A 23,208-nucleotide genomic window follows, 5' to 3' on the forward strand; every position below is an offset into this window, starting at 1 on the left:
AACAAGATAATGTCGATGGCCGACCGCGACGGGGTGATCTGGCTGGACGGGCAGATGGTGCCCTGGCGCGAGGCGCAGACCCACGTACTGACCCACACCCTGCACTACGGCATGGGGGTGTTCGAGGGCGTGCGCGCCTACAAGACCGCGCGGGGCCCGGCGATCTTCCGGCTGCAGGATCACACCCGACGGCTGTTCAACTCGGCCAAGATCGTCGGGATGACCATCCCCTACACCGCCGAGGCGCTGAACGAGGCGCAGATCGCGTCCGTGCGCGACAACGGGCTGGAAAGCGCCTACCTGCGGCCGATGTGTTTTCTCGGCTCCGAGGGCATGGGGCTGCGCGCCGACAACCTGCTGGTGCACGCGATGGTCGCGGCCTGGCACTGGGGCAGCTACCTGGGCGACGAGGGGATCGAGAAGGGAATCCGCATCCGCACCTCTTCCTACAGCCGCCACCACGTGAACGTGACCATGTGCAAGGCCAAGGCCAACGGCAACTACATGAACTCCATGATGGCCCTGCAGGAGGCCACCCGCTGCGGCTACGACGAGGCCATGCTGCTGGATACCGAGGGCTTCGTGGCCGAGGGCAGTGGCGAGAACATCTTCATCGTGCACGACGGCGTGCTGTTTACCCCGGACCTGACCTCCGCGCTGGACGGCATCACCCGCCGCACGGTGATCGAGCTGGCGCGTGAGGAGGGGCTGGAGGTCATTGAGAAGCGCATCACCCGCGACGAGGTGTACATTGCCGACGAGGCCTTCTTCACCGGCACCGCCGCCGAGGTGACCCCGATCCGCGAGGTCGACGATCGCCCGATCGGCACCGGCACCCGCGGCCCGATTACCGAGCGCCTGCAGTCACGCTACTTCGACGTGGTGCAGGGGCGCGACAGCCGCCACGAGGGCTGGCTGACCTTCGTCTGAGGTGCCCGAATTTTCCGTCAACCGGATGCGAGAAGAATCATGGTGAATCCCGATACCGCCCACCATCAGGACCAGTACCAGACGCCGAACGCCCAGACCGAGATCACGGTCACGCGCAAGGACCTGCCGCTGCACTGCCCTACGCCCAAGATGGCCCTGTGGGCCTCGCACCCGCGCGTCTTCCTCCCGATCGACGAGACCCCGGATGGCCGCTACCAGTGCCCCTACTGCGGCACCCAGTTCATCCTGAAGGACGACGGCTGAACCTGGCTTCGGCGACGCCGAAGGTGGCCGCCTAGCGAGAAGCCGCCGCCTTCCACGAGGGAGCGGGATGGGCAAGATTCTGGTAATCAAGCACGGCGCTTTCGGCGATGTCGTGCAAACGGATGGTGCGTTACGCGATATCCGCCGGCACCACCCGGATGATGAACTGGTGATTCTTACAACGCCCCCATACCGGTCGATCTTCGAGCGTTGCCCGCATGTGGATCGCGTCCTGACGGAGACACGTCCGAAGGCTTGGAAGCTAGTACTCTGGTGGCGTCTGGCGCGGGTGCTTCGGTCCGAACGGTTCGATCGTGTCTACGATCTGCAGAATTCGAGCCGAACATCGTTCTATCGGCGCCGTATCCTGAGGCAACCGACCTGGATCTGTGGCGAGCGCAGGCGAGGCGAGGAGTCCCCCCTTTCGGCATTCCAGAGGCAGTTGGCGGCTGCCGGACTGGAAACCACGCACACCCTGGATCCTGATGTGGGATGGATGGCGGAGGATGTCGCGCCCATCCTTCAGGCCCGCGGTGTGACCGGAAAGTACATCGTCTTGATTCCGGGGTCCTCGGCCCGTCACCCCGAGAAGCGCTGGCCCCATTACGCGGCCCTTACTTCAGCAATCGCTAACCAGACGGAGTATCAAGTGGTCACCGTCCCGGGGCCCGACGAGATCGAGCTCTGTCGGGCAATCCCTGCGACGCCCCTGTTTGGCGCCCATGACGAGGTGCTCGACTGGTTCGGGTTAGCGGGGGCGATCCGGGGCGCCTCATACGTGGTCGGAAACGACACGGGGCCGACGCATGTTGCGGCCTGCCTCGGCAAGCCGGGACTGGCCCTGTTCGGGCCGCATGCCTCGCCCGTTCGAACCGGGCTGTCCCGCGCCGAATTTCGGGCGATCGAGGCGGACGATCTGAAGGATCTCCCGGTGGAGACTGTGTTGCGGGAGGTGATTGCGGATCTTCGGCCTGGCTAGTTCTTGTAGTCTGAATACGACTTTTCCTCGACGATCGCCGAGTTGCACAGTGTGTTGACGGCCTTTTTGATGCGGGCGCGCTCGTCATTGGTGATATAGACCGAACGCGCCAATTCCACGAAACGCGCGCCGAACTCCTTCTCCGCTTCGCACTCGCGGATCTCGTCCTCGATCTCCCAGAGCTTCGAGTTCACTTCGCGCAGGTCCCGCTCCAGACCTTCAACCTCGGGGCTGTCCAGACCGGCCTGAATCCACGTTTCCTGAAGTACATTCAGCTCATGGCGAATGTTCCGGAGCTTCTCAGTGTCGCTGATGCGCTCGTTCTTGATCTTCAGGATCGTGATCTTGTCCAGCAGCTCGCCGGCACCGACCTCGACAGTGATGGTGCCGGGGATCTTGGTTTCCATGAATCGGACTCCTCGCCCTTGGCTTGTTTGCCGCAGGGTGTGGTTGTTGGGGTGGGTTCTGGATACTGTGGTGCGACTATTACAAGTCCATAAGTCGCATCGGGCTATACACTCGAACATGCTTGTGAGCATGAACGAGGTACCCGGCTGGTGGTTCTCACCAGTTCAACGTTCGATTAGGGCCCACTTCCGGGGCGGCGCCAAGGTTTAACGAGGGAGTAACCCTCCAGATAGTCTTTCGTACACATCAATTGTGCGCTGGCACATTGTCTCCAGAGTCCACGCATGAGGCCAATACGGGGCTGGAGCATTCCCTGCCGCCCATTGGGCGAGTCTTTCAGCAGCATGTTGGATTCCTCCTGCCGGTATTCTTCCTTCTGGGAATAGCTCGCCTAGCTGCTCGCCTACGCCGCCATGATTGTATCCGAGCACGGGGCGCCCGAGACTCAGGGCCTCAAGGGTGGTGCGGCCAAAGGACTCCGGTTGTGTGGAGATGGATAAAACGGCATCTGAGACGGCCAGGATTTCGCGGAGGTCGCTTCGTGGCCCCGTGAAGGTCACATGGGGGGTTAGCCTCTTCGCTGAAATTCTGGTTTGCAGTTCTCTGCGGTAGCCTTCTTTGCGCGGGTCGGTACCACCGACGAACAGTAGGTGCGCAGGGATGTACCGATCTTGCAGGCCCTGCAGAATGTCCAGCGCGTCGAAGTGTCCTTTTAGTCGAGTGATGCGTCCCGGCAGTACGATCGTGTAGCGTCCCTGAAGCTGGGGGAACGTTTTCTCCCACAGGGCCATCCAGTCCGATGAGGGCCGAAACCCGGGGTAGTATTCGCCGGTATCAATTCCGCGATGGATTACCTCGATGCGCCGGGGGTCAAGATTCGCGTATTGGTTCAGTAGAAACGAGCGGAGGCTTTCGGATACCGTGACTACCCGCTCACCACGCGTGAGGATCGCACTGTAACGGTTGACCGAGTTGAAACCGTGTACCGAAGTGACCAGTCGCGGTCGTTCGCTGGGGAGCAGGCCTGACCAAGCCTTCCAGGCTATCCAGGCCGGCATACGCGATCGAACGTCGATTACGTCTACCCGCTGTTCGCGGAGGAACTGGCGTAGTGGTCGAACCAGGCGAAATGTCCAGGGCGACTTCTTCCCGATGGGCCAGGCAAAGTGTTCGCTCCCTTGCGCCTCGAGCTCTGGCACCATCCGTCCGCCCGCAGACATCACCAGGGAGCGATGGCCGGCGGCGACCAAGGATTGCCCGATCTCCAGGGTTCCGCGTTCAACTCCGCCCGATTCCAGCGCGGGGACCATTTGCAGTACGCGTATCATCTATGTCTTGGGCCTGAGTTGACCGTTGGTACGTGTCGACTCTTTCTCGCGTAGCGGGTCGTGCAGCAAGCGCACCATACTGCCCACCAGTATGATCATGAAGATCAGTCGGCCAGCCTCCATCGTCGATTCGAACAGGGAGCCGATTGCGAATGCGCTAAGCAATAGGGTCGCTGGCTCTCGGGCAGACGGAGAAGTCTTGTAGACCAATGCGGCTAGCAAGGCCAGCCATGCGATCAGGCCAGGTAAGCCGAATGTCACGAAATTTTCGATGTACTGGTTGTGGAAGTGAGTAAACTCGGTGATGACCCGGGATTCGTAGCCATGCGCGTCGAGCGTTTCCTTGGCGGCGTGATGGATTTCGGTTCGGTCTGTTCCAAGGCCTGTTAGCGGGTTGCGCATCCCCAGCTCGGCCCCGATATGCCACTGCTGTAAGCGTGTGCCCAGGCTGGATGCGAGTTCTCCGGACTGGAGGTTCCGGGTTTCTTTCAGCGAGTGGTCGATGCGGTCATGACCGGTTGACCAGGTTAACCCAGCAGCACCGACAAGTACGGCAGCTAGTAGGAGCCACTTTTGCGAAGTGAGCATGGGCGAATGGCGCAGCCGGAATAGGACGATCAGCGTTGCCCCCACAATCCAGATCAGCCAAGCTCCTCGAGTACCGGAGGCTATGGTCCCGGCGTAGGCGAGGCCGGAAAACATGAAAAAGACCATGACTCCCGGTAGCCGGGGGTGCGTAGAGGCGCGATACAGTGCGAGGGTGCCAAGCGTGCTTAGTAGTATGCCGAATGGCACCGGGTTGAATCCGAGTGAGGCCCGTTCCGCGCCTTCTATGGCGACCTCGTGAATGGCCAGGGCGCCCGCGATCGCTGCTCCTAAGCCGGCCCCCCACCAGAACGCGGTGGTGCTGAACCCGGTGCGGGCCAAGTGGAGGAATACGAGAATTCCGAGAATAAAACGCAGAGGCTTGCCGAATTCGTCAATCGGTGTGCCGTGCAATAGCCCGAGGGCGATGCTGGAGCCTCCATATGCGATCAGGCCGAGTATCCAGGGCCAGTGTAGCTTGAAGGCTTCGGGGAACTCTTTGGCGAGGGGGTATAGGGTCGCTAGTGCCAAGAGCAGAAGCGATCCCGTAAATGGGCCATGTTCGTAGGTGATGATCCCTGCCAGGATGGCGAACACGAGCAAAGAGTTCGCGAAGCAAAGAGGCTGTTTTCTCAGCGAATCGGCTCCGAGGCGGAGCGTTTCGGAAAAGCGAGGAAGGGGCACAAAGCGGCCTCGGCAATAGCAGCTTGTGTATTCTAGACGATTCGCTAGGCCGAAATAGAGTCTGAGTCCGCAGGGTCAGGATGACGTGAGGGTTTTCGTTATCAGCATGGACCGCGCCGTTGAGCGTCGTGCGGCGGTCAAGCGAAGGCTCGGGAACTGCGGCGTCGTGCCGGAGTTTGTTCGTGCGGTCGACGGGCGATGCTTGTCCGACTCCGAGGCTCGCCAGCGGGGTTACCGGACGAGTCGATTCCATCAGCCGCTTCAGGCATCCGAAATCGGCTGCGCCCTCAGCCATTTTCAGGCTCTGAAGTTGTTTCTGGAAACAGGCGAAGCGTCGTGCGTGATTCTGGAAGATGATGCCGAGGTATCGCCGAATTTCATCGATCAGGTTCGAATGCTGGAAAGCAGCATCAGTGGCTGGGACCTGATCAAGCTGGAGAACCGCCCAAGTGCTGTGAAGGGACCGGTGGTCGCGCGCGTTGAGGGTATGGATGTCTTCGTGTCCCTGCGCCCGGGCTTTGGTGCGACGGGCTTCGTTTACTCGCGGCTTGGCGCCAGAAAGGTTCTGGACTCCTGGGGTGCTGCTTTTTCGAGACCATACGATACCTTGTTGTCGAAGGCTTGGAGACAGCGTATGTGCATCCTTCAGGTGTTCCCCGCTCTGGTATGGGAGGACGGTGGTGAGTCGATGATGGCCGGTCGTGTACCGCGCTCTTCGGGGCCGCCGGGGCTTGCCGGGTTGGTGCGTGGAGTAGATCGCTTGACCGACTCCCTGGGTAAACGAATCCACGCCTGGCTAGTAAGTCGATGGAAAGTTCACGTGCTTCCGGCCTACCGGCCTTGAGGCCTTGTTCGCGACGCACTGTTTGGTAGGTGGCCGATTGGTTTTCAGTACGATGGGGCTGTTATTGTGGCTCGTTTAGAGATTGTCGTTAAACAAGGCGGTCGTTGATGGGTACAGCCGTTGCAGTGGCACAACAGGTCGAGGCTTCGTTGCGCGGGGCCCCGTCCGAGGTGTATCCGTATCGGCGGTGGTATCCGCAGGCGGTGCTGCCCGAGGCGGCGGCGCGTGCAGTTGAGGCACTGCCGTTCAAGCCGCCGGCGATCGGCGATACCGAGGGCAAGCGCGAGACGCACAACAGTTCTCGGCGCTTCTTCGACGCCGAGAATCGGAAGGCCTTCGAGGTCTGCGAGAGCGTTGCGGCGGCCTTCGAGAGTCCGCAAGTGCTGGATGCGATCTTTGATGTGTGCGGTGTGGACGTGAGCGGCAATTACCTGCGCATCGAGCACTGTCTGGATACCGAGGGTTTCTGGCTGGCACCGCACACGGACCTGGGTGTAAAGAAATTCACCATGCTGCTGTACCTGTCCACCGACCCCGGTTACGAGGCCTGGGGCACGGACGTTTATGTGGACGCGGACACGCACTACGAGACGGCGCCCGGCACGTACAACAGTGCATTGGTATTCGTGCCGGCGGACAACACCTGGCACGGCTACCACCTTCGTCCCCTGAAAGGCGTGCGCCGCTCTCTGATCATCAACTACGTGACCGCAGAGTGGCGCAACCGCCACGAACTGGCTTCGCCGGATACTCCCGTTCAGCGGAGTGTACCAGCTTGATCGCTTTTTAAGGCTGGATGGCTCAAGGCGGCGATTCTTCTACGTCGACGCCTGTCTTGTTGGGGGCGCCGATGAAGATCGCCCAGATTATGCTGAGTCAGGGGTTCGGTGGAGCGGAACGCTACTACGTGGACCTTTGCCGAGCTCTCGCCGATCGCGGCTATTCCGTGCTGGCTGTCTGCAGGCACGGATCGGTCGCCCATGGCGAACTGGCGAAGCACGCGGCTATCGCCCTCGAACCCGTTCGTGTTCTGGGGGCCTGGGACCCACTGGCCCGGCGAGTGATTCGGCGTGCGGTCGGCCGCTTTGGGCCGGATCTGGTGCATACCCATATGGCTCGGGGTGCCTGGCTGGGCGGAAATGCGGCACGGGAGCTGGGCCTTCCTGTCGTCACGAAGCTTCACAACTATGTAAAACTCAAGTATTACCGACACATCGACTGGTTCAACGTGACCACCTGCAGCCAGCGTGACTACCTCCTGAGCCATGGGATCGAACCGGACCGCATTCGGGTGATTCCGAACTTCTCGTCGTTTCCACCAAAGGATTGTGTAGAAGGTAAGACGGATTCTCGGCTAAAGGTTTGGGCAAGTTTTGGGCGTTTTGTACACAAAAAGGGGTTTGACCTGCTTTTGCGGGCCTTTACCTGTTTGCTCACCGAATATCCCGACGCACGATTAGTGCTGGCTGGAGACGGCGAAGAGGCAGAACGGCTCAAAGCGCTGGCTCTGGATCTGGGTATCGAAGGGTCTGTCGAGTTCCCGGGGTGGGTGACAGACATCAGGGGCTTTCTTGAACAGGCGGATGTCTTCGTACTGCCATCTCGTGATGAGCCATTCGGCATTGCCATCCTGGAGGCTATGGCATGCGGTGTCCCGATCGTCTCGACGAAAACGAAGGGGCCGCTCGAGATTCTCGGTGAACCGTATGCCTTTATGTGTGAAGTCGACAGCATGGAAGATCTGTTGCGGGCAATGCGTAGTGCAGCTGGGTCGCCGGCTGACTCCAGGGAACGTGCCCAGTCTGCACTGGTCCGGTACCGCGAGAGCTATTTCGAGGGGGCCGTGCTGCCGCGAGTTGTCGATCTGTACGCCGATATGCTGGCGGCTGCGAGTGTTGGGCAGGATGGTGGCGAAGAGCTCTCGAGTCCTTGAAGCGTATTCGGCTTGCGGGGTCGCGCGGCGATAGCGGTTCTTGCCCGCGTTGGGAGGCTGACTTGGGAAAGCCGAAGGCGGGATCAAGGGATGAGTGCCAAAAGAGGGATCGATGCTGCCTGATTCGCTTCAGAGCCTTACGCTATGACTGACGTGCCGCATTGCTGGACTCTGACGACCGGCGAGGCCGGGATGACCAGTCAGGTCCGTGGGCTGGCCGAGGCTGTTGGGCTGCCCTATGAACACAAGACGGTGGGGCTGCGCGCGCCCTGGCGCTGGATGCGCGGCTCCTTTGCCCCCGGCGTGTTGCGAGGATTGACTGCCGATAGCGATTCCCTGGCGCCACCCTGGCCACGCCTGCTGATCTCTTGCGGGCGGCGGAGCGCCATGGTCGCGGTCGCTCTCAAGCGCGCCAGTGGTGGCGCCATCATGACCGTGCATGTGCAGGACCCGCAGATCTCTCCGCGCCATTTCGACTGGGTGGTGCCGCCGCGTCACGACGGGTTGGCCGGCCCCAACGTGATTGCGACGCGTGGCGCCCTGCACCGGGTGACAGCCGAGCGGCTGGAGGCTGCGCGCAGGGGGCTGGGTGACGCCTGGGCGGCGTTTCCCCGTCCCTGGATCGCGGTGCTGATCGGGGGTGCTACGCAGCGCGGTGATCTGGGGCAGGAGCGACTAGATGCCCTGATCCGTGACCTGCGTTCGGCCGCAGAAGCCTCCTGGGGAAGTGTGCTGGTCACGCCCTCGCGGCGGACGGGCGCGGCCAGCACGCGACGACTGGTCGAGGGGCTGGCGGATGTTCCCGGGTTTGTCTGGGACGGGCAGGGCGAGAACCCCTTTATGGCGATGCTGGCAACAGCCGACCATATCGTGGTCAGTGCCGATTCCGTGTCCATGGTCTCGGAGGCGGCGGCGACCGGTGTCCCCGTATACACGGTGGCCCTGGGGCCGCTCGGCCGTCGCCTGCAGGCCTTTCACTCTGCCCTGGAGGCGGAAGGCGTGACCCGACCGTTTAGCGGGGCGCTCGATCAGTGGTCCTACGCGCCGGTCAACGATACGCCGAAGGTGGCTGCGCATATCCGCCGCGAATTGGGTCTGGAAGACTGATCGCGCGCGAGCCTCAGCCCGCGTAAGGATCGGGCATGCCCGCGCGCTTCTTGAAGCGCTTGTGGGTCCAGAAGTACTGGCCCGGGGCGTCCATCACGGCTTCTTCGATGATGTGGTTGATGCGCAGGGTGTCGGCGTAGGCGTCCTCGGTAGGGAAGTCTTCCACCGGGGGGTGGATGGTCACGACGTAGTGGCCGTCGTCCCGGCGGTAGCCGAAGAAGGGCAGGACCGGGGCGCCGCTGACCCGGGCGATGCGATGGGTGGCCGTTTGCGTGTTCGCGGGTTCGCCGAAGAACGGGACCAGTTCGGTCTGGCGCCCGCTGGTGGCCTGGTCGGGCGCGTACCACACGGGCATGTTGTTGCGCAGGGTGCGCAGCAGGCCCTTCACGTCGTCGCGGGCGATCACGCCCGCCGTGTGCCGGTCGCGGTTGACCTTGAACAGGTAATTGATCAGCGGGCGCTCGCTGGGCCGGTACATCGCGGCAAAGTCCCGGTGCAGGCCCAGCAGGCGCCCGCAGAGCTCGAGTGTGGTGAAATGGGCGCTGACCAGCAGGGCCCCTTTGCCCTGCTCCAGTGCCCTGTCCAGATGTTCCAGCCCGTGGATTGTGTAATGTCCCTTGAGTTGCGTGTCGCGTCCCCACCAGGCCATGGCCATCTCGAGGACCCCCATTCCGGCCGCCTCGAAGTGCTCGTGCAGCCACTGTTCGCGCTGCTCGGTGGACTGGTCGGGAAAGCACAGTTCGAGGTTGGTGCGGGCGATCGCACGACGCTCGCGGCCGAAACGGTAGAACAGTCGCCCGATGCCGCGGCCGAGCGCCTGCTGCCAGCGGATGGGCAGCTGGATGACCAGCCGTGCCAGGCCGATGACCGCCCACATGGGCCAGGTGGTGGGACCGCGGGGTGGGCGTTCGGTCGCGCTCGATGGTTCGGGCCGTGCCGTCACGGATCGGAGTCTCCCTGCGAATGACCCGCGTAGTCTACACGGCGCTGCTTGCGTTGCTGACCCCCTTGTTGCTGATCCGCCACGGCTTGCGCAGCCGTCGGGCTTCGGTGCGTGTCCGGCTGGGCGAGGTCATGGGCTGGGCGCGCGCGCCGGAGCCGGCCGAGATCTGGATTCATGCGGTATCGGTCGGCGAGGTGCTGGCGGCGGAAGCCCTGATTCGCCGGCTGCTGGACGCCGGCCCGCGGCGCATTCTGGTGACGACCACGACGCCGACCGGTGCCGCCATGCTGACGGAGCGGCTCGGCGGTCAGGTCATGCATCGTTTCCTGCCACTGGACCTGCCGTGGCTGCAGCGCCGATTCCTGCGTGCCGTGCGCCCGCGCGCCATCGTGGTCATGGAGACCGAGATCTGGCCGAACATGCTGGCGGAGGCGCGGCGTGCCGCGGTGCCGGTCGTGCTGGCGAACGCCCGGATGTCCGGACGTTCGGCCCGACGCTATGCCCGGCTCCCGCGGCTGATCGCGCCGGCCATGAGCGGATTTGACTGGATTGCCTGTCGCAATGCGCTGGACCGGGAGCGCTTCGTCGCCCTTGGGGCCGTGCCCGATCGCGTGACGGTCAATGGCGATATCAAGTTCGACATCCACATCGAGGAGGACGATCGCCAGGAGGTCCGGTCTCTGCGTCCGGTGGTTGACGGGCGCCCGGTGGTGATTCTCGCCAGTACCCATGCCGACGAAGAGGCCCAATTGCTGCCGGGGCTGAACGCCTTGCGCGACGAGTATCCACGACTTCTGGTGATCGTGGCGCCGCGCCATCCGCAGCGGTTTCCCGAAGTGGCGGACCTGCTGGAACGTTCCGGGCAAAGCTTCGTTCGCCGCAGCGAAGGGGTGCCGGACGCCGCCACGCATTACTGGCTGCTGGACACGCTGGGGGAGTTGAAACGTTTCTTTGGCCTGGCCGATGTCGCCTTTGTTGGGGGTTCACTGGTCTCCGTTGGCGGCCACAACCCGCTGGAGGCCGCATTGTGGAATTGTCCGGTCGTCATGGGGCCGCATGTCGACAATTTTGAACTTCTGGTGGAACGCATGGAGGCCGCGGATCTGCTATGGCGTTCAAGGAATGCCGAGGAGGCGGTCGCGCGGATGGCTGCGTGGCTGGGGGAGGATGAGTCCCGACGCGAGATCATGCGGCAGCGCGCAACCGCTTTTATTGCAGAGAATCAGGGCGCAACGGCGCGTTTGCTGGATTATCTGAACCGACATTCCTTCCCGGGATGATGACGGCGGGGTGCCGGGTTTTCATATGATCCCGGCGCGCCCGGATGCGTGTGCTTGATCGGGGGTGCGCGCGGTATCAGCTGCAACTGCTGCGGGAGCGTCGCAGCCACTGGCCGCACTGGCGGCACTGGTACCGATAGCCACGCTTGTTAATAAGAAAGTGTCGGCGGGCGCTCAGGGGCTGGGGGCCGCATCCGCATACATAGTCGTACTGGCGCATCTTGCGGGTGGTCAGCGCCGTTGCATGCGTGACATTCGGGTTGGAGAAGCCCAGCGCCCGCATCAGCCCCTTCCATTCCGGGCCATGGGGTCGAACCCTTCGCATGCCGTGGGCGCGGTAGACCAGCGAGTGGGCCACCTCGTGCGCCACCGTTTCGGGAAAATGCTGATCCCATTCCAGGCTGAAGGCTTCCGGATTGAAGCGCAGGGTTTCCGCATTCTTTCTCAGGCGCCATTGCCCGGCTGCCCGGCCTTTCAGATCAAATCGAATGGCCGGGAGGTCTTTGTCCGGTGTGCCTTCGATCAAATGATACAGCCGTGCCACCTCGTCACATATCTGCTTTCTCTTTTCAGGAGAAAGAGTGCGAGCGGACGCTTGTATTTCCTGCGCATTCTTATAATCTTTCTGGCATCGTTCCATGGGTTCGTATTATTCTGCCGTGGCCAAGGGAAACACTGGTTAATGTACACGCTCACGCTCGAGTCGCTTTTGTGTGCGAACAAGGCGCGGTGACTGCCGTGCAGTCATTCTGCACAAGGGAGCCGCAACGCCGTTCACGCACAAAAGCGGCCGAGCCCCTTCGGGGTTGGCACCCCAGGTTCCCCAATCCTGCGTTGCCGCCCTTGCCGGTAGAACCACTACCGGCTGCACACCGCGCCTTGGCTCGGAAAACCTGGGGAGCCAACGTGAGCGTGTACATTAACCAGTGTTTCCCTAGTTTTAGAGAATGGGGCGGGGTTATGAACCCCCTGTGGCCCAGACCTGTCATTGAATCGATTTTCAGAATCCGGGAGTGTTGCATGAGCATGGATAACAAGAAGGCCTCCGATCTTTCAGCCGAAGAACTCTACGCCCTCGCGCGCCAGCGGGAAAAGGAAGAGGCCGAGCGCAAGGAGGCCGAGCGCCGCCAGAAGCGCGAGAAGCTGATGGAAAAGCGCAAGGAGATGCTGGCGCGCCACCGCAAGGAGCTCAACGAGCTGGAGCGCCAGATCCGCGAACTGGGCGGCCGTGTGGGCCGAGCCGCCAGCACCGGCGGTGGTCGTCGCGGGCGGCGCGCCGGAGGCGAGTCGATCAGCCAGAAGCTGTGCGAGATTGTCGCGAAAAAGCCGGAGATGGGTATCAAGGAGATCAAGGCCGAGGCCGAGAAGATCGGCCTGGATACCAAGAACATCAGCCAGACCCTGGCCTACCTGAAGCGCCAGGGCCGGCTGAGCTCGCCGCGTCGCGGGATCTACAAGGCGGCCTGACCGCCCCGCAGATCCGCCCGTTCGATGCTCACGGGCGGATCTGCAAGCCCTCCTCCGTACGTGCCAGTTCGCCATCGCCCGCAAACCAGCGGGCGATGGTCTTTCCGGCGATCTCGTGGCGCCAGCCGCTGCCCAGGCGGCCGGTTGTGCCGTCCCCCTTCAGCAACTCGATGACATCCTTGCGCTGGGCGATCGCGGCGGCGGTGATCTGGTTGCGTCGCGCGCATTCGCGCAGCAGGGCCATGCCGATGTCGGCCAGGACCTCCTCGGCCTCGGTGAGCTTCGCCTTCTCCGGGAGCTGTGGCCATTCCTCACGCGGCAGGGCCTGGCCCTCGCGGATCGCCTCCAGCAGTTCTTCCTGACGCGGCGGCTTCATGCCGTCGGGAAAGCCCCGCAGCTGGTGCAGGGCCGCGGTGTCCTGAGGGGTGCGCCGGGCGATGTCGATCAGGATATCGTCGGCCAGGATCCAGCGTCGCGGGCGATCACTCGCCTGTGCGGCGCGTTCGCGCCAGGCCGCCACGGCCTTCAGCACGCCGCGCTCGCGCGGCTTGAGCCGCTTGACGCCAGAGACGCGCTGCCAGGCACCGTCGGGATCCGGTTCGTACAGGGCGGGGTTGCTCAGCGCCTCCATCTCCGGGCGCAGCCAGTGCATGCGGTCGTGGCTCTCCAGTTCATGCAGCAGGCGCATGAACACCGTGGCCAGAAAGCGCACGTCGTCCGCGGCGTAGTGGATCTGCTGTTCGCTCAGCGGGCGGCGTGACCAGTCCGTGCGGGTCTGGCTCTTGTCGAGGTCGCGGTCGAGGATCGCCTTGACCAGGTTGGCATAGCCGATCTGCTCGCCGTAGCCGAGCATGCTGGCGGCGATCTGGGTATCGAATACCGGGGCGGGGACGCGCCCGAGCTCGCGATACAGGACCTCGAGATCCTGTGATGCCGAATGGAAGACCTTGGTCACGCCGGCATCGAACAGCAGGGGCTCAAGCAGGCCCATATCCAGCCGCAGCGGGTCGACACAGGCGATCTGGTCGAGGGTGGCCAGCTGGATCAGGCACAGGCGCGGGTAGTAGGTCTTCTCGCGCATGAACTCGGTGTCCAGCGCGATCCAGTCGGTCCCGGCAATGGTGTCGAGAAAGCCCTGCAGGGCCTCCGGGGTCTCGATCAGGCCATGATCATGCATCGTGCGATTTCTGGCTGGCCTCGAATGCCGCCTTCTGTTCGGGGGTCGCTTCTTTCTGGTAGCGCGCCTTCCATTCGCTGTAGGGCATGCCGTAGACGATCTCGCGCGCCCCTTCGTAGTCGATCGACTCGCCGCGTTCCTCGGCGGCGGCCACGTACCATTTGGACAGGCAGTTGCGGCAGAAGCCGGCCAGGTTCATCAAGTCGATGTTCTGCACGTCCTTGCGCTCGTCCAGATGCTGCAGCAGGCGGCGGAATACGGCGGCCTCGATCTCGGTTTGCTTGTTCGTGTCCATGGCAGGGCTCCTTGTTTCGGGTTGGCGGGGCACAGTATGCGTGACCGTTCACGCTGCTTCGAGCCGGGCGCGGGTATGTGCACGAATCGGCGTCTCCCTCAGGTCAGGTGCAGGAGCCAGCGCCGGCGCACGTCGCGCAGCAGGAAAAAGATCAGCGGCCAGAGCAAGGCGCTGGTGATCACCGGGGCCCAGTACGTAATCCGGTCCGGTGGAAAACCGGTAATCCCCTGGGGCCACAGGGCCAGCAGCTTGTACAGGGCGATCAGGATCGCGACCACCATCATCTGCTGCCAGACCGGGTACACCCGCAGGCGCGGATGGATCTGTAGCACGATGTAGATGATCACCGCCAGGGCGATGGCATTCTGCCCCAGCAGTTGCCCCATCAGGGTATCCAGCAGCAAGCCGGCGACAAAGGCGGTCAGGATGCCCACGCGGGTCGGAAACGCCATGGCCCAGTAGATCAGGACCAGTGCCAGCCACTCCGGCCGCGCGGGGCGCAGGGTCTCGGGGATTGGCACGATGGCCAGGGCCAGGGCCGCCAGCAGGGTCAGCGCCACCGGCCAGGGGATGCCGATGGCGCGGGTCATGGCGTTGCCGGCGCGTTGTCGTCCGGCTCGGGTTCCGGCGTGAATGCGCCCGGCCTTGCCTCCGCATCCTCATCCAGTTCAAGGGGGGCGATGCCCGGCATGATGCCCTCGGTCCACAGCAGCAGGACCTCGCGGGAACGGTCCAGCGCCGCCAGCGGCTCGGCCTGGATGCTCAGAAAGGGCTGGCCCTGCGGGCGCTCGACGGAGGTGACCCGGGCGACTGGATAGTCGGCCGGGAAACGGCCGCCCAGCCCGGAGGTCAGCAGCAGGTCGCCGGGTTCGACGTCTTCCTGCAGCGGGACGTGGCGCATCTCGAGGCGCTGCGGGTTGCCGGTCCCGACCACCAGCCCCCGCAGGCCCGTGCGCGCGCTGAGCACCGGCAGGGCATGGCTGGGATCGGAGATCAGCAGGGCCACGGAACTGGTCAGGCGGGTGGACAGGACCTGCCCGATCACGCCGTCGGCATTGATGACCGGCTGGCCCGCGTAGACGTCGTCCGCGCGCCCCTTGTTGAGCACGATCTGCTGGCGGAAGGGGTCCAGGTCCACGGCCAGCAGCTTGGCGATCTCGACGCGTTCCTCGGCCTGCTGCGCGGTATTGAGCAGGGCCCGCAGGCGGTCGTTCTCCTGCTGTAGGGCCTCGAAACGCAGCTGGCGGGCGCGCAGTTCCGCGTTCTCGCTGCGCAGGATGCGGTTCTCGGTGATCAGGTCCTCGCGGCGGGTGAACGACTCGAACACCCGGCTGACCGCACGGACCGGTGTGTCCACTGCGACTTGCAGCGGGTAGGTCACGGTGGCCAGGGTGCTGCGGACAAACTGCAGTTCATTGACGCGGTGGTCCAGCGCCATCAGCGCCAGGCCCAGCAGGATGACCGCGAGCAGGCGCAGAGTGGGCGAGACACCCAGTCTGAACAGCGGCTTGCTGATGGCGTGACCTCCGGTTGCGGATCGCGTCGACGAGGCAGGGTTGCGGAGTGTTGTACCCGCGATCCTGCCGACCAGTTGCGGTCCGGAGTGTAACCCGAGTCACCGGCCGCGGGAGAGCCGGGGCCCCGTGGCCGGAGTGGGGGTTATTCCATTGCCAGGAAGTCGACCCGCTTTTCGTCGAGCATCTCGAGCACGCGGCCGCCGCCGCGGGCGACGCAGGTCAGCGGGTCGTCGGCGATGACCACCGGAATGCCGGTTTCCTCCATCAGCAGGCGGTCCAGCTGCTGCAGCAGGGCGGAGCCGCCGGTCAGCACGATGCCGCGCTCGGCAACGTCCGCGCCCAGTTCCGGCGGGGTCTGCTCCAGCGCGGTACGCACGGCGGAGACGATGCCGTACAGCGGGTCCTGCAGGGCCTCGAGGATCTCGTTGGAGTTCAGCGTGAAGGAACGCGGCACGCCCTCGGCCAGGTTGCGGCCCTTGACCTCGATCTCCAGCAGTTCCTTGCCCGGGTAGGCGGAGCCCACCGCGTGCTTGATGCGTTCGGCCGTGGCCTCGCCGATCAGCACGCCGTAGTTGCGGCGCACATAGGCCATGATGGCCTCGTCGAAGGTGTCACCGCCGATGCGCACGGATTCGGAGTAGACGATGCCGTTCATCGACAGCACCGCGACTTCGGAGGTGCCGCCGCCGATGTCCAGCACCATCGAACCGACCGCTTCGTCCAGCGGGATGCCGGCGCCAATGGCCGCGGCCACCGGTTCCTGCAACAGGTAAACCTTGCGCGCCCCGGCGCCGAAGGCCGATTCGCGGATCGCGCGGCGTTCCACCTGGGTGGCCCCGCAGGGCACGCAGACCAGCACGCGCGGGCTGGGCCGGAAGATCCGGCGTTCGTGCACCTTCTTGATGAAGTACTGCAGCATCTTCTCGGTGGTGGTGAAGTCGGCGATCACGCCGTCCTTCATCGGGCGCACCGTGACCACGTGCTCCGGCGTGCGGCCGAGCATCTTCTTCGCCTCGATCCCCACGGCCTCGATGGAGCGCGGGCCGCCCGGGCCGCGGTCCTGACGAATGGCGACCACGGAGGGTTCGTTCAGGACGATGCCCTGGCCGCGCATATAGATAAGGGTGTTGGCGGTGCCGAGATCGATGGAGATGTCGTTGGAGAACAACCCCAGAAGGCGTTTGAACATGAAGAAGAAACCTGCTTGAGTGGGCGGGCGGGAAAGCCGTCGACTCTAGCAAGCGCCCGGGGTTTGGGCAACAACGGCTTTGTGGTAAGTTTGCGCTCCGTTTTGCCCGTTGAACTGAACGCAACAGGACCCTTCCCGCCATGTCCGTCGATACCTCCGAAGTCCGGCGCATCGCCCATCTCTCCCGTCTGGCCATGAACGACGATCAGGCCCGGGATTTCGCGGGAGGGCTGAGCGATATCTTTGCCTTTGTCGAACAACTGGATGGGGCGGCCATCGAGGGTGTCGAGCCGATGGCCCACCCGCTGGACGCCGAGCAGCGCCTGCGCCCGGACGCGGTCACCGAGCCGGACCGGCGCGAGGCCTACCAGGCGATCGCCCCGGCCGTCGAGGGCGGGCTGTACCTTGTCCCGCGCGTGATCGAGTGATCCCCCGCGCGTGATCCACGTTGTCGCCGTTCTGTTGAATCCGTCACGCTTCTAGCCAGCAAGAGTCCCCGAAACCATGGCCCAGGAAACCCTGTCCGGCTGGGTGCGCAAGCTCCAGGCCCGCGAGATCAGTTCGCGCGAACTGACCCAGCTGTATCTGGACCGGATCGAGCGCCTCGATCCGCAACTGAACAGCTTTATCACCGTGACCGCCGAGCAGGCGCTGGCGCAGGCCGACGCCGCCGATGCGCGTCTGGCCCAGGGCGAGCAAGCGCCGTTGCTGGGTGTGCCGATCGCGCAGAAGGACATCTTCTGCACCGAGGGCGTGCGCACCTCCTGCGGCTCGCGCATGCTGGATCCGTTCGTCTCGCCCTATAACGCCACCGTGGTCGAGCGCATGAACGCCGCCGGGGCGGTGATGCTGGGCAAGACCAACATGGACGAGTTCGCGATGGGCTCCTCCAACGAGACCAGTTTCTACGGGCCCGTGCGCAATCCCTGGGATACCGAGCGTGTCCCGGGTGGTTCCTCCGGGGGCTCCGCCGCCGCGGTGGGCGCGCGCCTGGTGCCGGGGGCCACCGGCACCGACACCGGCGGCTCGATCCGCCAGCCGGCCGCGTTCTGCGGCATTACCGGGCTCAAGCCGACCTACGGCCGCGTCTCGCGCTACGGGATGATCGCCTTCGCCTCCAGTCTCGACCAGGGCGGGCCGATGGCCGCGACCGCCGAGGACTGCGGCCGGATGCTGAACGCGATGGCGGGCTTCGACGAGCGCGACTCCACCAGCGTCGAACGCCCCGCCGAGGACTTCACCGCCGGTCTGAACCAGGACCTCAAGGGCCTGCGCATCGGGCTGCCGACCGAGTTCTTCGGCGAGGCGGGCCTCGACGAGCGCGTGCGCGGCGTGATCGACGCGGCCATCGAGGTGCTCAAGGGCCGCGGCGCCGAGGTGCGCGAGGTCGGTCTGCCCAACAGCCACCTGTCGGTGCCGGCCTACTACGTGGTCGCCCCGGCGGAGTGTTCCTCCAACCTCGCGCGTTTCGACGGCGTGCGCTATGGCTATCGCTGCGAGAACCCCGAGGACCTGATGGACCTCTACACCCGCTCGCGCGGGGAGGGCTTCGGCGACGAGGTGAAGCGGCGCATCATGGTCGGCACCTACGTGCTGTCCGCCGGCTATTACGACGCCTACTACCTGAAGGCACAGAAGGTCCGCCGTATCATCGCCGATGACTTCCGCCGCGCGTTTGCGGACGTGGACGTGCTGCTGGCCCCGACCACCCCGGAGCTGCCGTTCGCACTCGGTGCCAAGGCCGACCCGGTCAGCATGTACCTGTCCGACATCTACACCATCGCCGCGAACCTCGCCGGGCTGCCGGCGATGTCGCTGCCGGCCGGCGAGATCGACGGCCTGCCGGTGGGGCTGCAGCTGATCGGCAACTACTTCGACGAGGCGCGCCTGCTGGGCGTCGCTCATCAGTATCAGCAAGAGACCGACTGGCACACGCGTGTGCCGGCGGCCTTCGCCTGAGGATCGCCGCATGGAATGGGAAACCGTCATCGGGCTGGAGATTCATGCCCAGCTCAATACCGTCTCCAAGATCTTTTCCGGGGCGCCCACCGCCTACGGCGCCGAGCCCAACCGTCAGGCCTGCCCGGTGGATCTGGGTATGCCGGGGGTGCTGCCGGTGCTGAACCAGGGCGCGGTCGAACGGGCCGTGATGCTGGGGCTGGCGATCAATGCCGAGATCACCCCGCGCTCGGTGTTCGCGCGCAAGAACTACTTCTATCCGGATCTCCCCAAGGGCTACCAGATCTCGCAGTTCGAGCTGCCGATCGTGGGCCTGGGGTACCTGGATATCGAGCTGGAAGACGGCACGACCAAGCGCATCGGGGTGACCCGCGCGCACCTCGAGGAGGACGCCGGCAAGAGCCTGCACGAGGGCTTCGAGGCGATGACCGGTATCGACCTCAACCGCGCCGGTACCCCGCTGATCGAGATCGTCTCCGAGCCGGAGCTGCGCTCCGCGAAGGAGGCCGTGGCCTACATGAAGAAGCTGCACTCGCTGGTGCGCTATCTCGATATCTGTGACGGCAACATGCAGGAAGGCAGCTTCCGCTGTGACGCGAACGTCTCGATCCGACCGAAGGGACAGACCGAGTTCGGTACCCGCGCGGAACTGAAGAATCTGAACTCCTTCCGCTTCGTCGAGCGCGCGATCAACTTCGAGGTCGAACGCCAGATCGACGTGATCGAGAGTGGCGGCACGGTGGTCCAGGAGACCCGCCTGTACGACCCGGACCGCGACGAGACGCGTTCCATGCGCAGCAAGGAAGAGGCCAACGACTACCGCTACTTCCCCGATCCGGATCTGCTGCCACTGGTCGTGGACAGCGCCTTCATCGAGACCGTGCGCGAAAAGCTCCCGGAGCTGCCGGACGCCAAGCGCGCGCGCTTCGTCGAGCAGTACGGCCTGTCGGACTACGACGCCGGCGTGCTGACCGCGACCCGCGAGATGGGCGACTTCTACGAGGCCGTGGCCGCCGGCTGCGATGCACCCAAGCTGGCCGCCAACTGGGTGATGGGCGAATTCTCCGCCGCGCTCAACCGCTCCGAGGTGGAACTGGGGGAGGCCCCGGTCAACGCCGACGGCCTGGCCGGACTGATCGCGCGCATCCAGGACGAGACCATCTCCGGCAAGATCGCCAAGGAGGTCTTCGAGGCGATGTGGAACGGCGAGGGCGACGCCGACGCGGTGATCGAGGCCAAGGGCCTCAAGCAGATCACCGACACCGGCGCGATCGACGCCATCATCGACGAGGTCATGGCCAACAACCCGCAGCAGCTCGAGCAGTACCGCGGCGGCAAGGACAAGCTGTTCGGCTTCTTCGTCGGCCAGGTGATGAAGGCCACCCAGGGCAAGGCCAACCCGGCCCAGGTCAACGAGCGCCTGAAGGCGAAGCTGGACGGTTGATGCGCGGACCGCGATCCCATGCGTGAGGCCGACACCCTGCATCGCTTCATGCTGGAGGAGGCCGGGGTGCGTGGTGAATGGGTGCACCTCGACGCCGCCTGGCAGGCCCTGCTGCAGCGCCACGAGTACCCGCCCTTGGTGCGCGATCTGCTGGGCCAGGCCTATGCGGCCGTGGCCCTGACCGCGGCCACGCTCAAGTTCAATGGCTCGTTGATCCTGCAGGTGACCGGTCCCGGCCCCGTGCACATGATCGTGGCCCAGGCCGATGGCCAGGGCCGGCTGCGCGGGCTCGCCCGCTTTCGCGAGACGCCGCCCGAGGGCGCCACACTGGCCGAGTGCGCCGGAGAGGACGCGCGGCTGATGCTGACGCTGGACCCCGGCGACGGTGGCGAGCGCTACCAGGGTGTGGTCGAGCTGGAGGGCGAGACCCTCGCGGATGCCATGAATGTCTACTTCGAGCGTTCGGAGCAGCTGCCGACCCGGCTGTGGCTGGCCAGCGGGTCGGAGTCCGCGGCCGGCATGCTGTTGCAGGCGCTCCCGGGCGAGGGCGGCGATGCGGTCACGCGGGACTCGGAGGCATGGAACCGCGCGACGATCCTGGCCGAGACCACCACCGCCGAGGAGTTGCTGGAGCTGGATGCCGGCACGCTGCTGGGCCGGCTGTTCGCCGAAGAGCGCGTGCGCCTGTTCGACGGCACGGGCGTCAGTTTTCACTGCCCGTGTTCCCGCGAGCGTATCGGCGAGACCCTGCGCAGCCTCGGCCGTGACGAGATCCGCGGCATCATCGAGGAGCAGGGCGCGGTGGATGTGACCTGCGAATTCTGCAACGCCCACTACCACTTCGACCCGGTCGATGCCGAGGCCCTCTGCGCCGCCGAGGGTACCCAGCCCCCGACCCCGGACACCCGTCAGTAGTCAGCCCTTTGCGGCCCTCCCGCCGCACCCTCTCGTTAGCCCGCCGTGACCCCCGGTCGCCGGCCGGGCGCGGGCCGAGCCCCCGAGCGCCCGTGGTCTTGCTATAGAAGCAGGACTGATCTAGCAGCGTTCGCAGACGGGGGCGCAATGTATTCCCGGCATACCGAAATCCCGACCCTGGATGTCCGCCCCGGCTGGCTGGTGGAGGCGCGTTACTTCAACCAGGTGCGGCGTGCCCTGGCCCGTCTGGGGCCGGAGGTGCGCCTGTCGCCGCCGGGGCTGAAGCATCTCGACCTGATCCTCCAGCGCGATGCGTGGATTGTGGTCGACCGGGTGCTGAACGATATGCCGGTGGTCGCCTGGACCGCCTTTCACTCCCGGGGGCGGCGCAGCCTGCATCGCCCAGTGGCCTGCGAACTGCTGCTGTTCCACGCCATGGCCAGCATGGTGATGAACCGCACCCTGTCGGCGATGGAGCCGGAGCTCGCGGCCGCACTGGCCGAGGCCGGGCCGCCGGCGGCCTCCGGCAAGGTCCTGCCGTTTAATCCGCGCTCCTGCGCCTGAATCGGGGTTGCCCCGGGTTCAGGACGGGGCGTGGCGGTGGCCACACGCGGGGCAGCCGGGGTCGCGCCGCAGGCGAATCTCCCGGAACTGCATGGCCAGTCCGTCGAGGATCAGCAGCCGGCCGCTCAGGGTCGGCAGGCCCATCAGCAGCTTCAGCGCCTCGGTGGCCTGCAGGCTGCCGACCACGCCGGGCAGACTGGCCAGCACCCCGTTTGCGGCGCAGGTGTCCTCGTCGCCGCCCCCTTCGCCGTAGAGACAGTGGTAGCAGGCCGCCCCGGGATCGCGGTAGTCGAAGGTGGTCAGCTGCCCCTCGAAACGGATCACGGCGCCGGAGACCAGTGGCGTGCCGGCTGCCAGCGCGGCCCGGTTGATGGCCCCGCGGGCGGCGAAGTTGTCCGTGCCGTCCAGGACCGCGTCGGCGTCGGCGAACAGCCGGCGCATGGCCGCGTCGTCGAGACGTTCGGCGCGCGCCTCCACCCGGCAGGCGGGGTTCATCGCGGCGATGCGGTCGGTCGCCGAGGCGACCTTGTCGCGGCCGATGTCGGCATCGGTATGCAGGATCTGGCGCTGCAGGTTGGTCACCTCGACGTGGTCCGGGTCCACCAGGGTCAGGCGGCCCACGCCGGCTGCGGCCAGGTAGGCGGCGACCGGAGAGCCCAGTCCGCCCAGTCCCATGATCACCGCATGCGCCTGCTGCAGGGCCTCCTGACCCTCCACCCCCACGCCGGGGAGCATGATCTGGCGGCTGTACCGCAGGAGCTGGTCGTCATCCATGGAGCAGGTCTCCGGAGAAAGGCCGAAATTGTAACCGGCGTCACGCTCGCCGGCGGCCCCAGTTAGCTAACGTTCAGGAACGCGGCCTACGCTGAGACCCTGGCAATCCTGCCACAACCGGGGCCGGCGGACGCTTCAGGCGTTGCCCCGCAGGACCCGAATGGAAGGAGGGAACACCCCATGAAACGACTCGCGATACTTGCGCCGGCGGCCCTGCTGGCGCTCGCCCTGTCCGCCCCCACCCATGCGGCCCAGCCGGTCACCGGCGCGCTGCCGACGGTGACCGGCGCCAGCTTCGATGCCGCCGCGCTGCAGCCTGTGCGGCATGGACATTCTCGGGGGCACAAGCACTACCGCGGCCACCCGGGTGCCCACGGCCACAAGCAGGCCAAGCGCGCGAAACAGCGCGGCCGCGGCCATCACAAGCGCTCGCGCAGCTACGAGCATCATCACTACCACTACTACGACAAACGCTCGAGCCGCTACCGCTACCGTTCTTCGCCCAGCGGCTCGGTCAACCTGCACCTGCGCCTGCCGCTCTGATCCGGACGCAGCCTGATGCAACGCGAGCCCCGGCCCCTGGCCGGGGTTTTTCGTGATGGTTGCAAGCGCCAACCGATTC

At 65.0% G+C, this 23,208-nt stretch carries 26 protein-coding genes; 15 read left to right on the forward strand and 11 right to left on the reverse strand.

Features of this window, described 5'->3' with window-relative positions; genetic code table 11:
• Nucleotides 1-9 precede the first annotated feature (9 nt).
• The 3 genes from D106_RS0105460 (at nucleotide 10) to D106_RS0105470 (ending at nucleotide 2,173) form a co-directional block, all read left to right on the forward strand.
• Nucleotides 10-930, forward strand: a complete 921-nt coding sequence (locus D106_RS0105460) for a branched-chain amino acid transaminase (RefSeq protein WP_018865877.1) — start codon at nucleotides 10-12, stop codon at nucleotides 928-930.
• 39 nt (nucleotides 931-969) lie between these two features.
• The gene (locus tag D106_RS0105465; protein WP_018877255.1) at nucleotides 970-1,194 is read left to right on the forward strand and encodes a zinc-finger domain-containing protein; all 225 of its coding nucleotides are present in this window, start codon (nucleotides 970-972) and stop codon (nucleotides 1,192-1,194) included.
• A gap of 67 nt (nucleotides 1,195-1,261) precedes the next feature.
• Entirely contained in the window at nucleotides 1,262-2,173 is a 912-nt protein-coding gene (locus D106_RS0105470) for a glycosyltransferase family 9 protein (protein WP_018879456.1), read from the forward strand.
• Here the strand turns inward: D106_RS0105470 and D106_RS0105475 are convergent.
• The 3 genes from D106_RS0105475 to D106_RS0105480 form a co-directional block, all read right to left on the reverse strand.
• The gene (locus tag D106_RS0105475) at nucleotides 2,170-2,580 is read right to left on the reverse strand and encodes a DUF6165 family protein (RefSeq protein WP_018879457.1); all 411 of its coding nucleotides are present in this window, start codon (nucleotides 2,578-2,580) and stop codon (nucleotides 2,170-2,172) included. The genes D106_RS0105470 and D106_RS0105475 overlap by 4 nt on opposite strands.
• 207 nt (nucleotides 2,581-2,787) lie before the next feature.
• Nucleotides 2,788-3,909 (reverse strand): glycosyltransferase, encoded by a 1,122-nt coding sequence (locus tag D106_RS14665; RefSeq protein ID WP_081618651.1) that lies wholly within the window; start codon nucleotides 3,907-3,909, stop codon nucleotides 2,788-2,790.
• Nucleotides 3,910-5,091 (reverse strand): O-antigen ligase, encoded by a 1,182-nt coding sequence (locus D106_RS0105480; RefSeq protein ID WP_231372856.1) that lies wholly within the window; start codon nucleotides 5,089-5,091, stop codon nucleotides 3,910-3,912.
• Nucleotides 5,092-5,284: 193 nt separating this feature from the next.
• On the opposite strand from D106_RS0105480, the gene D106_RS0105485 reads away from it, so the two are divergent.
• The 4 genes from D106_RS0105485 to D106_RS0105500 all read left to right on the forward strand — a co-directional run bounded on the left by D106_RS0105485 (nucleotide 5,285) and on the right by D106_RS0105500 (nucleotide 9,062).
• Complete coding sequence (locus D106_RS0105485; RefSeq protein WP_231372857.1) at nucleotides 5,285-6,022, forward strand: glycosyltransferase family 25 protein; 738 nt, start codon at nucleotides 5,285-5,287, stop codon at nucleotides 6,020-6,022.
• A 107-nt stretch (nucleotides 6,023-6,129) separates the two neighbouring features.
• A complete protein-coding gene (locus D106_RS0105490) occupies nucleotides 6,130-6,801 on the forward strand; it encodes a 2OG-Fe(II) oxygenase (protein WP_026280585.1) in 672 nt (223 codons plus the stop codon).
• Nucleotides 6,802-6,872: 71 nt separating this feature from the next.
• A complete protein-coding gene (locus D106_RS0105495; RefSeq protein ID WP_231372858.1) occupies nucleotides 6,873-7,955 on the forward strand; it encodes a glycosyltransferase in 1,083 nt (360 codons plus the stop codon).
• 144 nt (nucleotides 7,956-8,099) lie between these two features.
• Nucleotides 8,100-9,062, forward strand: coding sequence for a mitochondrial fission ELM1 family protein (locus D106_RS0105500; RefSeq protein WP_026280586.1), 963 nt, complete (start codon nucleotides 8,100-8,102; stop codon nucleotides 9,060-9,062).
• A gap of 13 nt (nucleotides 9,063-9,075) precedes the next feature.
• On the opposite strand, the gene lpxL is transcribed toward D106_RS0105500, so the two are convergent.
• A complete protein-coding gene (lpxL, locus tag D106_RS0105505) occupies nucleotides 9,076-10,005 on the reverse strand; it encodes an LpxL/LpxP family Kdo(2)-lipid IV(A) lauroyl/palmitoleoyl acyltransferase (RefSeq protein WP_255349354.1) in 930 nt (309 codons plus the stop codon).
• Nucleotides 10,006-10,025: 20 nt separating this feature from the next.
• Here lpxL and D106_RS0105510 point away from each other — a divergent pair, with 20 nt between their 5' ends.
• A complete protein-coding gene (locus D106_RS0105510) occupies nucleotides 10,026-11,285 on the forward strand; it encodes a 3-deoxy-D-manno-octulosonic acid transferase (protein ID WP_018879463.1) in 1,260 nt (419 codons plus the stop codon).
• Between the two features lie 76 nt (nucleotides 11,286-11,361).
• On the opposite strand, the gene D106_RS0105515 is transcribed toward D106_RS0105510, so the two are convergent.
• Nucleotides 11,362-11,925 carry a SprT-like domain-containing protein gene (locus tag D106_RS0105515; RefSeq protein WP_155986322.1) on the reverse strand — a complete coding sequence of 188 codons (564 nt, stop codon included), beginning with the start codon at nucleotides 11,923-11,925 and terminating at the stop codon, nucleotides 11,362-11,364.
• 380 nt (nucleotides 11,926-12,305) lie between these two features.
• Here D106_RS0105515 and D106_RS0105520 point away from each other — a divergent pair, with 380 nt between their 5' ends.
• A complete protein-coding gene (locus D106_RS0105520) occupies nucleotides 12,306-12,752 on the forward strand; it encodes a hypothetical protein (protein WP_018876027.1) in 447 nt (148 codons plus the stop codon).
• Between the two features lie 28 nt (nucleotides 12,753-12,780).
• Here the strand turns inward: D106_RS0105520 and rnd are convergent, their stop codons facing one another.
• From rnd to D106_RS0105545, 5 genes are all read right to left on the reverse strand, one after another.
• The gene (gene rnd / locus D106_RS0105525) at nucleotides 12,781-13,929 is read right to left on the reverse strand and encodes a ribonuclease D (protein WP_018865865.1); all 1,149 of its coding nucleotides are present in this window, start codon (nucleotides 13,927-13,929) and stop codon (nucleotides 12,781-12,783) included.
• Nucleotides 13,922-14,224, reverse strand: a complete 303-nt coding sequence (locus tag D106_RS0105530; protein ID WP_018877268.1) for a DUF1244 domain-containing protein — start codon at nucleotides 14,222-14,224, stop codon at nucleotides 13,922-13,924. Before D106_RS0105530 ends, rnd begins: the two co-directional genes overlap by 8 nt.
• A 98-nt stretch (nucleotides 14,225-14,322) precedes the next feature.
• Nucleotides 14,323-14,814: a rod shape-determining protein MreD gene (mreD, locus tag D106_RS0105535; RefSeq protein WP_018865863.1), complete on the reverse strand. Its 492-nt coding sequence runs from the start codon at nucleotides 14,812-14,814 to the stop codon at nucleotides 14,323-14,325.
• Complete coding sequence (gene mreC, locus D106_RS0105540) at nucleotides 14,811-15,662, reverse strand: rod shape-determining protein MreC (protein WP_018865862.1); 852 nt, start codon at nucleotides 15,660-15,662, stop codon at nucleotides 14,811-14,813. Before mreC ends, mreD begins: the two co-directional genes overlap by 4 nt.
• A 221-nt stretch (nucleotides 15,663-15,883) precedes the next feature.
• Nucleotides 15,884-16,930, reverse strand: coding sequence for a rod shape-determining protein (locus tag D106_RS0105545; protein WP_018865861.1), 1,047 nt, complete (start codon nucleotides 16,928-16,930; stop codon nucleotides 15,884-15,886).
• A gap of 140 nt (nucleotides 16,931-17,070) precedes the next feature.
• Here D106_RS0105545 and gatC point away from each other — a divergent pair, with 140 nt between their 5' ends.
• The 5 genes from gatC (at nucleotide 17,071) to D106_RS0105570 (ending at nucleotide 21,812) form a co-directional block, all read left to right on the forward strand.
• The gene (gatC, locus tag D106_RS0105550; RefSeq protein WP_018865860.1) at nucleotides 17,071-17,358 is read left to right on the forward strand and encodes an Asp-tRNA(Asn)/Glu-tRNA(Gln) amidotransferase subunit GatC; all 288 of its coding nucleotides are present in this window, start codon (nucleotides 17,071-17,073) and stop codon (nucleotides 17,356-17,358) included.
• Nucleotides 17,359-17,434: 76 nt separating this feature from the next.
• Nucleotides 17,435-18,889, forward strand: a complete 1,455-nt coding sequence (gatA, locus tag D106_RS0105555; protein ID WP_018877269.1) for an Asp-tRNA(Asn)/Glu-tRNA(Gln) amidotransferase subunit GatA — start codon at nucleotides 17,435-17,437, stop codon at nucleotides 18,887-18,889.
• A 10-nt stretch (nucleotides 18,890-18,899) separates the two neighbouring features.
• Complete coding sequence (gene gatB / locus D106_RS0105560) at nucleotides 18,900-20,333, forward strand: Asp-tRNA(Asn)/Glu-tRNA(Gln) amidotransferase subunit GatB (RefSeq protein WP_018879466.1); 1,434 nt, start codon at nucleotides 18,900-18,902, stop codon at nucleotides 20,331-20,333.
• Between the two features lie 18 nt (nucleotides 20,334-20,351).
• Nucleotides 20,352-21,248 (forward strand): Hsp33 family molecular chaperone HslO, encoded by an 897-nt coding sequence (gene hslO / locus D106_RS0105565; protein ID WP_018877270.1) that lies wholly within the window; start codon nucleotides 20,352-20,354, stop codon nucleotides 21,246-21,248.
• Nucleotides 21,249-21,395: 147 nt separating this feature from the next.
• Nucleotides 21,396-21,812: a hypothetical protein gene (locus D106_RS0105570; RefSeq protein WP_018865856.1), complete on the forward strand. Its 417-nt coding sequence runs from the start codon at nucleotides 21,396-21,398 to the stop codon at nucleotides 21,810-21,812.
• Between the two features lie 18 nt (nucleotides 21,813-21,830).
• Here D106_RS0105570 and D106_RS0105575 read toward each other — a convergent pair whose 3' ends face one another.
• Nucleotides 21,831-22,586, reverse strand: coding sequence for a molybdopterin-synthase adenylyltransferase MoeB (locus D106_RS0105575; protein ID WP_018879467.1), 756 nt, complete (start codon nucleotides 22,584-22,586; stop codon nucleotides 21,831-21,833).
• A 180-nt stretch (nucleotides 22,587-22,766) separates the two neighbouring features.
• Between D106_RS0105575 and D106_RS0105580 the strand changes: the two genes are divergently transcribed.
• Nucleotides 22,767-23,129: a hypothetical protein gene (locus tag D106_RS0105580; RefSeq protein WP_018879468.1), complete on the forward strand. Its 363-nt coding sequence runs from the start codon at nucleotides 22,767-22,769 to the stop codon at nucleotides 23,127-23,129.
• Nucleotides 23,130-23,208: the final 79 nt, after the last annotated feature.

Source organism: Thioalkalivibrio sp. ALE9 (assembly GCF_000377445.1).
In the GTDB taxonomy this organism is placed as follows: domain Bacteria; phylum Pseudomonadota; class Gammaproteobacteria; order Ectothiorhodospirales; family Ectothiorhodospiraceae; genus Thioalkalivibrio.